Here is a 13,821-nt window from a genome sequence, read left to right on the forward strand (position 1 = left end):
TTGTTCATGAAGCCTATTTTGCAAAATCTGGTCGAAATGACAGGGCAGCGGGATCACCTGCGCCTAGAAGTTTCGGTGTTGTCCACCTTGCAAAAGCTGTCCAACATTGTCGAAGTGCGCGCCCTAGAACTGTTTTTGTTGGATGGGGTAATGCACCTGCGGCCACGCACTTGGAAAAACGCGCAAGAATGGGCCTCTACCGATGCCGACCCCGGCCAAGACCCGCAACGCCAGCCGCTAGAAAATGTGCCCGAACTGCACGCCTGCATCCAGCGCCGCGAAAGCTACGTCATTGCCACGCCACGCCGGGGCCGCCATGTGCTGTGGTTGCCCGTGTGGATGCACGACAAGGTTGGTACCTGCCTAGAAATTAGCCAAAAGCGGCCGTTTTCGGCACACCGGTTGGAAGTGATTACGGGCATCTTCAACGTCTATCAAAACTACCAAAGTTTGTTGGACTACAGCGAACGCGATGCTTTAACCGACCTGTACAACCGCAAAACTTTTGACGAGCAGTTTTCGCGCCAAGCTTATAGCAACGCCCCCATTTGCAATGATGATTTGCCCGATGGCCAAACAGCGGCACAGCAATGGCTGGCCGTGATTGATATTGACCATTTCAAGCAAGTCAACGACCGCTTTGGCCACCTGTATGGCGATGAGGTACTGATTTTGGTAGCCAATGTGCTACGCAGCTCGTTTCGTACCCAAGACCGCATTTTTCGCTTTGGCGGCGAAGAATTTGTGGTGTTGCTACGCTCGGTGCAGCTGGACGAGGCACGCAATGCCTTCAACCGCTTTCGTGAAAAAGTGCAAGAGTATCCGTTTCCACAGGTGGGCCAAGTCACCGTCAGTGTGGGCTTTGTCAATGCCACCCAAGGCTCGCCGGTAGAAATTTTGGGCCAAGCCGACCAAGCACTTTATTACGCCAAAGAACATGGGCGCAACCAAGTCTGTTTTTATGAAGACTTGATTGCCAGTGGCGATTTGGTTACCCAAGTCGCCCACGATGACGTAGAGTTTTTTTAGCCTTACGCCTGCGAGTGGCCTGCCAGCAGTTGATGGCGGATTTTTTGCATCAATAAATCGTCAAAACTGTAAAAGCCCTTGTCGCATTGGGCCAGTTCTTGCAAAGCAAAAGCAGCCCCAGTGCCAAAGGCTTCGCGGCGAATCGAGTCGTGAATCAGGCGCACGGTTTGGTGCGGAAAACCAAAAATCACCTCGTGGTGGCCCACAATGCCGCCCAGCCGCAGCGAGGTGATGCTACCGTCTTCTAGCTGCAAGGATTCGGCAATTTTGCGCGCCGTGCCCGAGATTTCGGGCTTTTCGCGAAAGTGCTGTTCTACCACTTCCACATCGGCAAACGGCGCAATTTCGCGCAGCATTTTGGCCGCCAACAGCAAAAAATTGATGCCCAAGGTGATGTTGGGTGAACTCATCACGCGCGTATCTTGGCCCATTTGGCGCAGGTACTCTAAATGCTCTGGGCTGTAGGCCGAGATGGCACTGACCAGCATGATGCCGCGTTGGCGCAGCACGGGGCCATAGCGATAGACGGCATCGGCCTGAGAAAAATCCACCAGCGCATCAACGGGATGCTGGTCCAACCACTGCTCTAAGTCCAAACCGTCTAAGCCCACCAGCTGCACTGGCTCTAGCCCTTGCAGCGGTGTGGCAGGCGCAGCACGGCCACGCATCACCCAGCACAGCTCAAAACGTGGGTCACTCGACAGCACATTGACTACCGCTTTACCCGCCCTGCCATAACCTAAAACGCCTACTTTCATCAAGTTGTCTCTCCTGCTTGTGGTTGGATGGCTATAAGACCGCGAACACGCTCTTAGGCTGCCACTATAACCAAAGACATCTTTTCGTCATAAAATTGTGCAATAGTTCAATAGTTATTAAATTATTGAATAGTTAGAAAGGCAAAAAATCATGAGAGTCGGTATCAACGGTATGGGGCGTATTGGGCGCTTGGCACTGCGGGCTGCTTTGGGGGCCGCAGAACGCGGCTTGGATGACCCCCGTGCAGGCAACCGCTTAGAGGTGGTACATCTGAACGAAATCAAAGGCGGTGCTGCCGCTACCGCGCACCTGTTGGCTTTTGACAGCGTGCAAGGAAAATGGCGTACTTCCATCCAAGCCGAGGGCGAAGCGGCCATTCTGATTGGCCAGCGACGCTTATCCTTTAGCAGCCATGCCCAAGCGGCAGACATTCCTTGGGGCGATTTGGGCGTGGATGTGGTGTTGGAATGCACCGGCAAATTTTTAACCCCCGAGACCCTCCAAGGCCATCTGCAACGCGGGGCCAAGCGGGTGATTGTGGCTGCACCCGTCAAGGTGGGTGGGGTGTTGAACATCGTGGTAGGTATCAACCACCAACAATACAACCCAGCGCATGACCAGATTGTGACGGCGGCCTCTTGCACTACCAATTGTTTGGCCCCCGTGGTCAAAGTGGTGCATGAGAACATCGGCATTCGGCATGGGCAAATCACCACTATCCACGACCCAACCAATACCAATTTAGTGGTGGATGCACCGCACAAAGACCTGCGCCGCGCCCGCAGTGCCATGCTCAGTTTGGCCCCCACCACCACCGGCAGCGCCAGCGCGATTGCCCTGATTTACCCCGAGCTGAAAGGCAAACTCAACGGCCATGCGGTGCGCGCACCCGTGCTGAATGCTTCACTCACCGATTGCGTGTTTGAACTGCAACGCGCTACCAGCGCTGAAGAAGTGAATGCCCTGTTCAAGGCGGCAGCAGCCGGGCCACTGGCAGGTATTTTGGGCTATGAGGAGCGCCCCTTGGTCAGTGCCGATTACGCCCACGACACGCGCAGCTCGATTATTGATGCCCTGTCCACACTGGTTACCGATGGCACTTTGCTCAAAGTTTATGCTTGGTACGATAACGAAATGGGCTATGCCTGCCGCATGGTCGATTTGGCCTGCCACATGCAAGACGTAGGCATTTAGTATGAACGCCGCTGAGCGCAACTATGCCATCGTCACGGCCTCGTACTGGGGCTTCACGCTCACCGACGGTGCTTTGCGGATGCTGGTGCTGCTGCATTTTTACCAGTTGGGCTATTCTTCGGTCACGCTGGCGTTTTTGTTTCTGCTCTATGAGGCGGCTGGTATTGCGGCCAATTTGCTCGGCGGCTGGCTGGCCACGCGCTACGGCATCACGCGCATGTTGACGGTCGGGCTGGTGACGCAAATTATCGGCTTTACCCTGCTGTCCTTGCTCAATCCGGCGTGGACGGCAGCCATGTCGGTGGCTTGGGTGGTGCTGGCGCAGGGCATTTGCGGTGTCGCCAAAGATTTGACCAAAACCGCCAGCAAATCCGCCATCAAAGTCACGCAAGCACAGGCCAAAGAGCAGGGCGCGGGCCAGTTGTTCCGCTGGGTGGCTTGGTTTACCGGCAGTAAAAATGCCATGAAGGGCATTGGCTTCTTTTTGGGCGGCTTGCTGTTGCAAACGCTGGGCTTTCAAGCCTCGCTCTGGGCGATGGCGGCTTTGCTGGCGCTGGTGTTGTTGGGGGTCGTCACCTCGTTGCCGCAGATGATGGGCAAGAGCAAAGCCTCTGGCTCGGCCAAAGAGTTATTTGCCAAAAATGCCGGTATCAATGCACTGGCCGCTGCCCGTGTGGTGTTGTTTGGTGCGCGTGATGTCTGGTTTGTGGTCAGTTTGCCGGTATTTTTGTATTCGGCGGGCTGGAACTTCACGATGGTGGGCAGCTTTTTAGCCGCTTGGACGATAGGTTACGGCCTGGTACAAGCACTGGCCCCGAGCTTGGTGCGCCGCAGCAGCGATGGCCTGAGCGCGGAAGTGCCAGCGGCACGCTGGTGGTCGGCCCTGCTGGCGCTGATTCCGGTGGGGCTGGCTTTGGCCGTGGCCTTCCAAGTGCCTGCTTTAGAGTGGGTGGTGGTGGGCGGGCTGTGCCTGTTTGGCTTTGCCTTTGCCGTTAATTCTTCGGTGCATTCTTACCTGATTTTGGCCTACGCTGGCTCCGAAAAGGCCGCAGAAGATGTTGGCTTTTATTACGCCGCCAATGCCCTGGGGCGCTTTGTGGGCACCTTGCTGTCTGGGCTACTCTACCAGTGGGGTGGCTTGCTCTATGCCCTGATAGGCTCTGCCATCATGCTCGGCTTATGCTGGCTGGCCACCCTGGCCCTTCCCTTATCGAAAGAAACAAGCAAGCACCATGAATGAAGCACAAGTAGTGCGCGCCCTGGGCGCTTTGGCACAAGAAACCCGCTTGCGCCTGTTTAGGCTGTTGGTGGTGGCGGGGCCAACCGGCCTGACCCCCGGCAGCATGGCCGATAGCTTAGGGGCCTCGGCCACGGTGTTGTCTTTTCATTTAAAAGAATTGCACGCCGCTGGCTTGGTACAGGTGCAGCGCCAAGGCCGATACCAAATTTACCGCGCCGCTATCACGCCCATGAACGAGTTGCTGTCTTACCTGACGGCCCATTGCTGCCAAGGCCAGCCTTGTATCGACACCCCTTTGCTGGTATGTGCATCTTGCGAAACCTTTGAAACCACGAAAGAAACTCTCACCATGTCTGATAAGCCGGTTTACAACGTACTTTTTATTTGCACCCACAATTCAGCGCGCAGCATCATGGCCGAAGCCTTGCTGAACCAGTTGGGCGGCGGCAAGTTTCGCGCCTACAGTGCCGGTAGCCGTCCGTCCAGCCAAGTGCATCCGCAAGCGCTGGCGCTGCTGCAACGCCACAAAATTCCTACCGAGGGTTTGTACAGCAAAAATTGGGAAGTTTTTGCCCAGCCGGATGCACCAAAAATGGATTTTGTGCTGACCGTGTGCGACCAAGCCGCTGGTGAAGTTTGCCCCGTTTGGCCCGGCCAACCGATGTCGGCCCATTGGGGGATGCAAGACCCGGCCAGCGTGAAAAGTAGCCCGGATAACCTGGACAAAGCTTTCAGCGAAGTATTCCGGGTGCTGCACCGGCGCATTTCGCTGTTTTTGAGCCTGCCGCTGCCTAAGCTGGACCAGCTATCGCTGCAAAAAGAACTGCGCCAGATTGGTAGCACTGCGGATTGATGCACTATGGGTTTGTTTGAACGCTTTTTGACCGTTTGGGTGGCTTTGGGCATTGGTGCTGGTGTCGCCTTGGGGCTGGCGCTGCCGGGTGTTTTTCAGGCCATTGCGGCCTTGGAATACGCCCAAGTCAATTTGGTGGTGGCGGTGTTTATCTGGGTGATGATTTACCCGATGATGATTCAGATTGACTGGGCCGCCGTGAAAGATGTGGGCAAAAAGCCGCAAGGGCTGATGCTCACGCTGGTGGTGAATTGGCTGATTAAACCGTTCACCATGGCAGCGCTGGGGGTGTTGTTTTTTCAAGTCCTTTTCGCCCCGTGGGTGGATGCCCAATCGGCCAGCGAATACATCGCGGGCATGATTTTGCTCGGCGTGGCCCCGTGTACGGCGATGGTGTTTGTTTGGAGTCAATTGGTCAAGGGCGATGCCAATTACACGCTGGTGCAGGTCTCGGTCAATGATTTGATTATGGTGGTGGCTTTTGCCCCCATTGCCGCCTTTTTGCTCGGCGTGACCAATGTCACCGTGCCTTGGGAAACCTTGGTACTTTCTACCGTGCTGTATGTGGTGCTGCCGCTGGCGGCTGGCATGGCAACACGGCATTTATTACAGCGGCGCTCGGCGCACGCGGTGGCTGATTTTGTCGCGCAGCTCAAGCCTTGGTCTATCGTCGGGCTGATTGCCACGGTGGTGCTGTTGTTTGGCTTTCAGGCCGGTACGATTGTCGCCAAGCCGCTGGTGATTGGCCTGATTGCCGTGCCGCTGGTACTGCAAACTTATGGCATCTTTTTTATCAGCTGGTGGGCGGCGCGTTGGCTCAAATTGCCGCACAACGTGGCCGGGCCTGCCTGCTTGATTGGCACGTCTAACTTTTTTGAGTTGGCCGTGGCAGTGGCGATTTCGCTGTTTGGCTTGAACTCGGGCGCGGCGTTAGCTACCGTGGTGGGCGTGCTGGTAGAAGTGCCGGTGATGCTGTCGCTGGTGGCGATGGTCAATGCTTGGAACCCTGACAAAACCCCAGAAAGCCGTTCATGACCCACATCACGATTTACCACAACCCCCAATGCGGCACTTCGCGTAACGTGCTGGCGCTAATGCGCCACTGCGGTATCGAGCCTACCATCATCGAGTACCTGCAAAATCCACCCAGCCGGGCCGAGTTGCAAGCCTTATTGCAGCGCATGGGGGTGTCAGTGCGCGAGGTGCTACGCCAAAAAGGCACGCCCTACGACGCACTGGATTTGGGCAACCCACGTTGGACGCAAGAGGAGCTACTCGACTTCATTGAGCAACACCCCATTTTGCTCAATCGCCCCATCGTGGTCACGCCCCAAGGGGTGCGGCTGTGTCGCCCGTCAGAACGGGTGCTTGACCTGCTGCCCCAGCCCTTGCCCAGCCCGTTTACCAAAGAAGACGGCGAGGTGGTATATGACCCGCGCAGTCGTCTGGCCGATTTGCCCCAAGTGGCCGCCGCGCATTTCCAAGTGCCTGACCCAGCACAGCTACGGCCTGCCCAAGCGTCCACCCATGCGCCGCGCTTTTTGCTGTTGTATGGCTCGCTGCGGGCGCGTTCTTTTAGCAGGCTGCTGGTACAAGAGGCAGCGCGCTTGCTCCAAGCAATGGGGGCAGAGGTCAGAATTTTTAACCCCAGCGGCCTACCGCTGCCTGACGATGCCCCCGAAACCCATCCCAAAGTGGCTGAGTTACGCGCTTTAACGCAGTGGGCTGAAGGCATGGTCTGGTGTTCTCCCGAGCGCCACGGGGCCATGACGGGCATCATGAAGACACAAATTGACTGGATTCCACTGACCCAAGGTGCTATACGTCCGACCCAAGGTAAAACGCTGGCGCTGATGCAAGTATGTGGCGGCTCACAATCGTTCAATGCCGTGAACCAAATGCGGGTGCTGGGGCGCTGGATGCGGATGCTCACCATCCCGAACCAGTCTTCGGTGGCCAAGGCGTTCCAGCAGTTTGATGAGCATGACCGCATGTTGCCCTCCAGCTACCACGACCGCGTGGTGGATGTGTTGGAAGAGCTGGTCAAATTTACCTTGCTCACGCGCGATGTGGCCCCCTATTTGGTGGACCGTTACAGCGAGCGCAAAGAAAGCGCCGATGCCCTGATGCGCCGGGTGAACTTATCGCAAGCGGCGTAACGGGGTGACATGGCCGCAAACTGTTTGCAAACGGCTTGGGCGCAGCACGCCGCCGAGTTGCGCGCTTGGCTGCTACACCATCTGCGCCAGCCACAAGATGTGGATGATTTGATGCAAGACTTGTTTCTCAAGGTGCTACGCCAAGGGGAACAGTTTTGCAGCGTTCACCATACCAGAGCATGGCTGTTTCAGGTGGCCCGCCATGCGCTGGCCGATCACTTCCGAGAGCCTTCCATGCGACTGGAATGGTGCGATGGGCTGGACGAGTTACCTGCTCCTGTCGATCTGCCCGACCCGATTGACCAGCTCGCTATATGCTTACCCCGTGCCTTGTCTGAATTACACCCAGCCGATCGAGAAGCCATTGTTTTTTGCGATATTGAAGGCCAGTCGCAGGCTGAGTATGCGGCCCGCGTGGGCTTGGGCCTGAGCGCCGCCAAGTCCCGGCTACAACGGGCGCGCCAACGCTTGCGCGCCCACCTGACAGATGCCTGCCAAGTGCAGTTTGACCAAGCTGGGCACGTTGAAGACTTTGTGCCCCGCCCTGCGCCCGAAAAAAACAGATGAATTTTTCAAAAAAGTGACATATTCAGGCTGAAAGCTGCGTCTTTTTGCGCCGTCCTCCGTCTTCAGGGGTATGAACACATTTGCAGTTACTGCGCTGAGTTGGCCCACCCGTCGTCCGGGGGCGTTTTTGTTGTTACCAGCAGCAGTTGCTGCTGAACCTACCCAATGGAGCCATAGTCATGAGCGAGCAAGCAAAGCTAACTTTTAGCGTGCAGGCGCGGCGTGTAGATAGCCACAGCAGTCAGGCAGAGTGCAAAGCGGCTACCTTGTTGTTAGATACCGACTTGGCCGGGCGGCTCGATGCCTTTAATCCTGCCGAGTTACTACTGGCGGCGCTGGCTGCCTGCATCATCAAGGGCATTGAGCGCGTAACGCCTATCCTCAAGTTTGATTTGCGTGGGGTAGAGGTTCGTTTGCAAGGGGTGCGCCAAGACGTGCCACCCAAGATGGAGTCCATCCGTTACGAAATTTTCATAGACACCGACGAATCGGATCAGCGTTTGCATTTGCTGCATGAAAACGTGAAGAAATACGGAACCGTGTTCAATACCCTTACACCGGGCACCTGCTTGGGTGGTATTTTGTGTCGAGGCCCCACTTTGACAAACCAGCTCAACGCTGCTTTGCGCCAACCAGAGGGCAGAGCCTAATGGGTGCAGGGCACGACCATAGCCACAGCCACGCCCCGGCCAACTTTAACCGGGCGTTTGCTGTGGGCATCGTGCTCAATTTGGGGTTCGTTGCGATTGAGGCTTTTTATGGCTGGAAAATCGACTCCCTGGCCCTGCTGGCCGATGCTGGGCACAACCTGAGCGATGTAGCCGGTTTGGTACTGGCTTGGGCCGGTGCTTGGGCGGCCAAGCTGCATTCCAACACCCGCCATAGCTACGGTTGGAAGCGAGGCTCCATCGTGGCGGCGGTACTCAATGCCCTGCTGTTGCTGCTGGCAATGGGCGCTTTGGCTTGGGAGGCGCTGGGCCGTTTAGGCACACCACAAGCTACCGAGGGCTGGACGATGATGGCGGTGGCGGGGGTGGGCATCGTCATTAACACCGCCACGGCCTTGCTGTTTATGCGCGGGCAAGCCGATGATTTGAACATCCGTGGCGCTTTTCTGCACATGCTGGCCGATGCCTTGGTCTCGTTGGGGGTGGTGCTGGGTGGCTTGCTTTACCTTTGGCAGGGCTGGAGCTGGATAGACCCAGTGATGAGTTTGGCCATTGCCGTGGTGATTGTCTGGGGCACTTGGGGGTTGCTGCGGCAATCGGTGCATTTGCTGTTGGATGGCGTGCCCGAGCGTATCAACCTGGCAGCGGTACGCCAACACCTGCTGGCGCTGCCGGGCGTGGCCGAGGTGCATGACCTGCACGTCTGGGCGCTGGGCAGTTCCGAGGTGGCCCTCAGCGCCCATGTGGTCTTGCAATCTGCCCAAACCGATGTCACCGCGCTGCTTCATCAGGCAGAACATCTGTTGCAAGAGCATTTTGATATTCACCATGCCACCTTGCAAGTGGAGCCGCCGGACTACGCGCCGTGCTGCGCCCTGCGTGCGGGCGCACAAGCTTGTTGCTAAGCCAAAGAGAGGGAACAACAATGGATTACTTTTTGCAATTGCTTGGAGGGGGCGCGGGAAATTTAGCGGCCTATTTGGCCGCCCATGTGTTGTTGTGCCTGTTGCCTGCCTTTTTTATTGCCGGTGCTATGGCAGCTTTGATTCCCAAGGCCAGCATCACTAGCTGGCTGGGGCGCAACACTCCAGCTTATGTTTCTTACCCGGCAGCGGCAGCGGCGGGGTCATTGTTGGCGGTGTGTTCTTGCACCATCGTGCCTCTGTTTGGTGGAATTTACCGCAAAGGGGCCGGTATTGGCCCTGCCATTACCTTTTTGTTTTTCGCGCCAGCGGGCAACATCATGGCGCTGGCCTATACCGGCAGCATTTTGGGGGTGGAATTTGCAGCGGCCCGTTTTATTCTGTGCCTCTTATTTGGCATCGGGATTGGGCTGCTGATGGCGATGCTGTTTTGGCGCGATGATGCCAGCCACGATGCCCAAACTGATGCCCTGTTTTCCGAGAAAGCCAGCGTGGGTTCTGCGGCCACAGGTTTATTGTTGTCGATGGTGGCTTTGCTGATTGCTGGCACGCTGAAATTGTGGCCTTTAACCAGCACCCTGAGCACTATCACCCTGCCGCTGTCTTGGGCGCAAGATTGGCAAAACACCTTGTTCCAATGGGTGCCCTACGATGCTGCCAAAGGCGAAGAAGGGGTTACGTTTCAAGGTTCGGTATTGATTTTTCTGCTGTTGTTGATTGCCAGCACCGCTTGGAAAGGGCTAGAAAATATCATCGAAGGAGCCAACCGCTGGACTTGGACCACCTTGGGCCTGACAGCGGCCACATTGCTGGTGGCCGCTTTGCGCTTAACGCCTAGCACCCAGGGGCTGGAACTGGCCATTACCGGGCGTTTTTTTGCTGTTGGCTTATGTCTGTGGGCGGTTTGGCATTACCTGCAAGCCTTAGAGGCCGATGACCGCCAAGCCTGGCTGTGGGAGGCTTGGCGCTTTGTGAAGCAAATTTTCGGGGTATTGGTGATTGGGGTGTTTATTGTCGGCATGGTGCGCCAAATCATTCAGCCTGAGTGGATTGAAAGCTGGGCCGGTAGCAACACCGTGCTGGCCAATATGGTAGCGGTGCTGTTCGGTGTGTTTATGTATTTTCCGACGCTGGTAGAAGTGCCGGTGGCCAAAATGTTCTTGGATTTGGGGATGCACCAAGGGCCGCTGTTGGCCTATTTGATGGCCGACCCCGAGTTAAGCCTGCAAAGCATTTTGATGGTGATTGCTGTGATTGGCCGCAAAAAGACTTTTTCTTATGTCGGGCTGGTGGCTATTTTCAGCGTCATGGCTGGGCTATCGTATGGGGCTTGGGTGGATGGCATGGCCTCATCCACGCTGGCCTTGGGCTTAGCGGCGTTTGTGGCGATGTTGGCTGGCTTGCTGGTCTGGCTACATCGGATGCAAGTGTCGCGCTCGCCGCTATAAACTTTTTTTTCAACCCGCAAGGAGACTTTTATGTTGACTGTCAAAATTCTTGGCCCCGGCTGTGCCAATTGCAAGAAACTCGAAACTATTGCCCGCGAGGCGGCCACCGAGGCTGGTGTTCAGGCTGAATTTGTCAAAGTGACCGATATGAAGGCCATCATGGCCTACGATTTGCTTTCTACGCCGGGCTTGGTTATCAATGAAAAGCTGGTTGCCAGCGGACGCATTCCCAGCAAGGCGGATGTGCAAACTTGGCTACAAGCAGCCTAAATCGGCCTAAAGCAGATGGGCTGGGCACAGGCGCGGTGCAACCTGCGCCCAGCCAGCTGGCGTTTAAACCCGTTCAGCGACCCAAGCGGGCACGCTGGCCAGTGCAGTAGGCAATTGGGTGGCGTTGGTGCCGCCAGCCATCGCCATATCGGGCTTGCCACCGCCCTTGCCGCCTACTTGTTGGGCGACAAAATTCACCAGCTCTCCGGCTTTGACTTTGCCCACGCTGTCGGCAGTGACACCTGCGGCCAGTTGCACCTTGTCGCCATCCACAGCGGCCAGCACGATGGCAGCGGTTTTGAGTTTGTCCTTGAGCTTGTCGAGCGTATCGCGCAGGGTTTTGGCATCTGCGCCGGGCAGCACGGCGGCCAACACCTTCAGGCCCTTGACCTCCACGGCTTGCAGCGCCAGCTCATCGCCTTGGCTAGAGGCCAGCTTGCCCTTGAGCGCGGCCAGTTCTTTTTCTAGGGCTTTGATTTGCTCCAGCGTTTGGGCAATGCGGCTGTTGACTTCTGCTGTGGGGGCGCGCAAGGTGGCAGCTGCTTGGGCTACGGTGTCTTCTAAGGATTGCAAGTATGCCAAGGCGTTGACACCCGTCACGGCCTCAATGCGGCGCACGCCAGCCGCTACGCCACTTTCGGCCACAATTTTGAACAGGCCAATATCGCCGGTGCGCTGCACATGGGTGCCGCCGCACAGTTCGCGGCTGGAGCCGATGTCCAACACGCGCACGGTTTCGCCGTATTTTTCGCCGAATAGCATCATCGCGCCGGTTTGTTGCGCCGCTTCAATGTCCATCACCCGCGCTTGGGTGGCGGCATTGGCCAAAATCTCGGCATTCACCAAAGCTTCAATCTGGCGGATTTCGGCATCGGTGACGGGGGCGTTGTGGGCAAAGTCAAAGCGGGTACGCTCGGCGTTGACCAAGCTGCCTTTTTGCTGCACATGGCTGCCCAACACTTCGCGCAGGGCTTTGTGCATCAAGTGGGTAGCGCTGTGGTTGCGTACCGTGGCAGCGCGCAGGGCCGTATCGACTTGGGCATTGACATGGTCACCGACATTGAGCGTGCCGGTTTCCAGCGTGCCGTGGTGGCCGAACACATCGGCCTTGATTTTGAGCGTGTCGGCCACGGCAAACTGGGCCGAACCACTGGTAATCTGGCCTTGGTCGCCCACTTGGCCGCCGCTTTCGGCATAGAAGGGGGTGGTGTCTAACACCACCACACCGCTTTGGCCGGATTTGATTTCGGCCACGCTCACGCCATCCACATACAGGGCCACAATTTTGGCAGCGGCTGCTTGCAGCTGCTCGTAGCCGGTAAAGCTATTGCCCGCGCCCGTATAGTCCAGCGCCTTGTCCATTTTGAACTTGCCTGCGGCACGGGCTTGGGCTTTTTGCCTTTCCATCGCCGCTGCAAAACCGGCTTCATCCACGGCCACGCTGCGCTCGCGGCAGACATCGTTGGTCAAATCGAGTGGGAAGCCAAAGGTATCGTGCAGTTTGAAGGCGATATCGCCGGGCAGGGTGTTGCTGCCATCGGCCAAAGCCGCATCCAAAATCTCCATGCCGTTGGCCAAGGTTTCGTAGAAGCGTTCTTCTTCGGCCTTGAGTACCTCGGTAATGCGCGCTTGTTGTTCGCGCAGTTGCGGGTAGCTGTCGCCCATCAACACGGCTAAGTCAGCCACCAGCTTGTGGAAGAACGGCGTTTTTTGGCCGAGCTTGTAGCCGTGGCGAATGGCGCGGCGGATGATGCGCCGTTGCACATAGCCCCGGCCTTCGTTGCTGGGCAATACGCCATCACTGACCAAGAACGCCGTGGCACGCACATGGTCGGCAATGACGCGCAGGCTGGGGTTGCCCAAGTCGGTGCTGCCGGTCTCGCGCGCTGCTGCTTTGATGAGGGCATCGAACAGGTCAATTTCGTAGTTGCTATGGACGTGCTGCAAGATGGCAGCCAAGCGCTCTAAGCCCATGCCGGTATCGACGCAAGGGGCGGGCAGCGGCGTAACTTTGCCTTGCTCGTCCATGTTGAACTGCATGAACACGTTGTTCCAGATTTCGATGAAGCGGTCGCCGTCTTCCTCGGGGCTGCCGGGGGGGCCGCCGGGGATGTGGTCGCCGTGGTCATAGAAGATTTCAGAACAAGGGCCACAAGGGCCGGTGTCGGCCATCATCCAAAAGTTGTCGGACTTGTAGCGGCCCCCTTTGTTGTCGCCAATGCGAATTACACGCTCGGGGGGCAGGCCGATTTCTTTGGTCCAGATGTCATAGGCTTCGTCGTCTTCGGCATAGACGGTGGCCAGCAGGCGCTCTTTGGGCAGTTTATAAACTTCGGTCAGCAGCTCCCAAGCCCACTTCAGGCTTTCGCGCTTAAAGTAGTCGCCAAAGCTCCAGTTGCCCAGCATCTCAAAAAAGGTATGGTGGCGGGCGGTGTAACCGACGTTTTCTAAGTCGTTGTGTTTGCCACCGGCACGCAAACAGGCTTGCACCGAGGCCGCGCGTACATAGCTGCGCTTGTCGCTGCCCAAAAACACGTCTTTAAATTGCACCATGCCCGAGTTGGTGAACATCAGCGTCGGGTCATTGCCCGGCACCAAGGGGCTGGAGGCCACCACAGTGTGCCCCTTAGAAGCAAAGAAATCCAAAAAGGTCTTGCGGATGTCGGCAACGGTAAAAATGGGTGTACTCATGGGGGTGTTATTCGAGGGGA

Annotated in this window: 13 protein-coding genes and 2 pseudogenes; 13 read left to right on the forward strand and 2 right to left on the reverse strand. The window is 57.0% G+C overall.

Annotation, left to right across the window (positions count from 1 at the left end; all coding sequences use genetic code 11):
* Positions 1–6 precede the first annotated feature (6 nt).
* Positions 7–1,029: a GGDEF domain-containing protein gene (locus PHX60_RS02190; protein WP_300074044.1), complete on the forward strand. Its 1,023-nt coding sequence runs from the start codon at positions 7–9 to the stop codon at positions 1,027–1,029.
* 2 nt (positions 1,030–1,031) lie between these two features.
* On the opposite strand, the gene PHX60_RS02195 is transcribed toward PHX60_RS02190, so the two are convergent.
* Entirely contained in the window at positions 1,032–1,787 is a 756-nt protein-coding gene (locus PHX60_RS02195) for a dihydrodipicolinate reductase C-terminal domain-containing protein (RefSeq protein WP_300074047.1), read from the reverse strand.
* Positions 1,788–1,938: 151 nt separating this feature from the next.
* On the opposite strand from PHX60_RS02195, the gene PHX60_RS02200 reads away from it, so the two are divergent.
* From PHX60_RS02200 to PHX60_RS02255, 12 genes and pseudogenes are all read left to right on the forward strand, one after another.
* On the forward strand, positions 1,939–2,982 hold the full coding sequence (locus tag PHX60_RS02200; protein WP_300074051.1) for an ArsJ-associated glyceraldehyde-3-phosphate dehydrogenase: 1,044 nt from the start codon (positions 1,939–1,941) through the stop codon (positions 2,980–2,982).
* Between the two features lies 1 nt (position 2,983).
* Positions 2,984–4,222, forward strand: coding sequence for an organoarsenical effux MFS transporter ArsJ (gene arsJ / locus PHX60_RS02205; RefSeq protein WP_300074054.1), 1,239 nt, complete (start codon positions 2,984–2,986; stop codon positions 4,220–4,222).
* Positions 4,215–4,394 (forward strand): annotated as a pseudogene (locus tag PHX60_RS02210) (helix-turn-helix domain-containing protein); the annotation flags it as partial. The gene arsJ and the pseudogene PHX60_RS02210, both read left to right, overlap by 8 nt.
* Before the next feature lie 177 nt (positions 4,395–4,571).
* Positions 4,572–5,075 (forward strand): arsenate reductase ArsC, encoded by a 504-nt coding sequence (locus PHX60_RS02215; RefSeq protein ID WP_300074235.1) that lies wholly within the window; start codon positions 4,572–4,574, stop codon positions 5,073–5,075.
* A 6-nt stretch (positions 5,076–5,081) separates the two neighbouring features.
* Positions 5,082–6,110 (forward strand): ACR3 family arsenite efflux transporter, encoded by a 1,029-nt coding sequence (gene arsB / locus PHX60_RS02220; protein ID WP_300074057.1) that lies wholly within the window; start codon positions 5,082–5,084, stop codon positions 6,108–6,110.
* Positions 6,107–6,442 (forward strand): annotated as a pseudogene (gene arsC, locus PHX60_RS02225) (arsenate reductase (glutaredoxin)); the annotation flags it as partial. The gene arsB and the pseudogene arsC, both read left to right, overlap by 4 nt.
* A gap of 78 nt (positions 6,443–6,520) precedes the next feature.
* Entirely contained in the window at positions 6,521–7,234 is a 714-nt protein-coding gene (arsH, locus tag PHX60_RS02230) for an arsenical resistance protein ArsH (RefSeq protein ID WP_300074238.1), read from the forward strand.
* Positions 7,235–7,243: 9 nt separating this feature from the next.
* Positions 7,244–7,801 (forward strand): sigma-70 family RNA polymerase sigma factor, encoded by a 558-nt coding sequence (locus tag PHX60_RS02235; RefSeq protein WP_300074059.1) that lies wholly within the window; start codon positions 7,244–7,246, stop codon positions 7,799–7,801.
* 179 nt (positions 7,802–7,980) lie between these two features.
* Entirely contained in the window at positions 7,981–8,451 is a 471-nt protein-coding gene (locus tag PHX60_RS02240; RefSeq protein WP_300074062.1) for an OsmC family protein, read from the forward strand.
* Positions 8,451–9,374, forward strand: a complete 924-nt coding sequence (locus tag PHX60_RS02245; RefSeq protein WP_300074065.1) for a cation diffusion facilitator family transporter — start codon at positions 8,451–8,453, stop codon at positions 9,372–9,374. The genes PHX60_RS02240 and PHX60_RS02245 overlap by 1 nt, the downstream gene beginning before the upstream one ends.
* 20 nt (positions 9,375–9,394) lie before the next feature.
* Complete coding sequence (locus tag PHX60_RS02250) at positions 9,395–10,840, forward strand: permease (RefSeq protein WP_300074068.1); 1,446 nt, start codon at positions 9,395–9,397, stop codon at positions 10,838–10,840.
* A 30-nt stretch (positions 10,841–10,870) separates the two neighbouring features.
* On the forward strand, positions 10,871–11,110 hold the full coding sequence (locus PHX60_RS02255) for a thioredoxin family protein (RefSeq protein ID WP_300074071.1): 240 nt from the start codon (positions 10,871–10,873) through the stop codon (positions 11,108–11,110).
* 63 nt (positions 11,111–11,173) lie between these two features.
* Here the strand turns inward: PHX60_RS02255 and alaS are convergent, their stop codons facing one another.
* On the reverse strand, positions 11,174–13,801 hold the full coding sequence (alaS, locus tag PHX60_RS02260; protein ID WP_300074074.1) for an alanine--tRNA ligase: 2,628 nt from the start codon (positions 13,799–13,801) through the stop codon (positions 11,174–11,176).
* Positions 13,802–13,821 lie beyond the last annotated feature (20 nt).

Origin of the sequence: Giesbergeria sp. (genome assembly GCF_028686475.1) — a bacterium.
Lineage (GTDB): Bacteria > Pseudomonadota > Gammaproteobacteria > Burkholderiales > Burkholderiaceae_C > Simplicispira.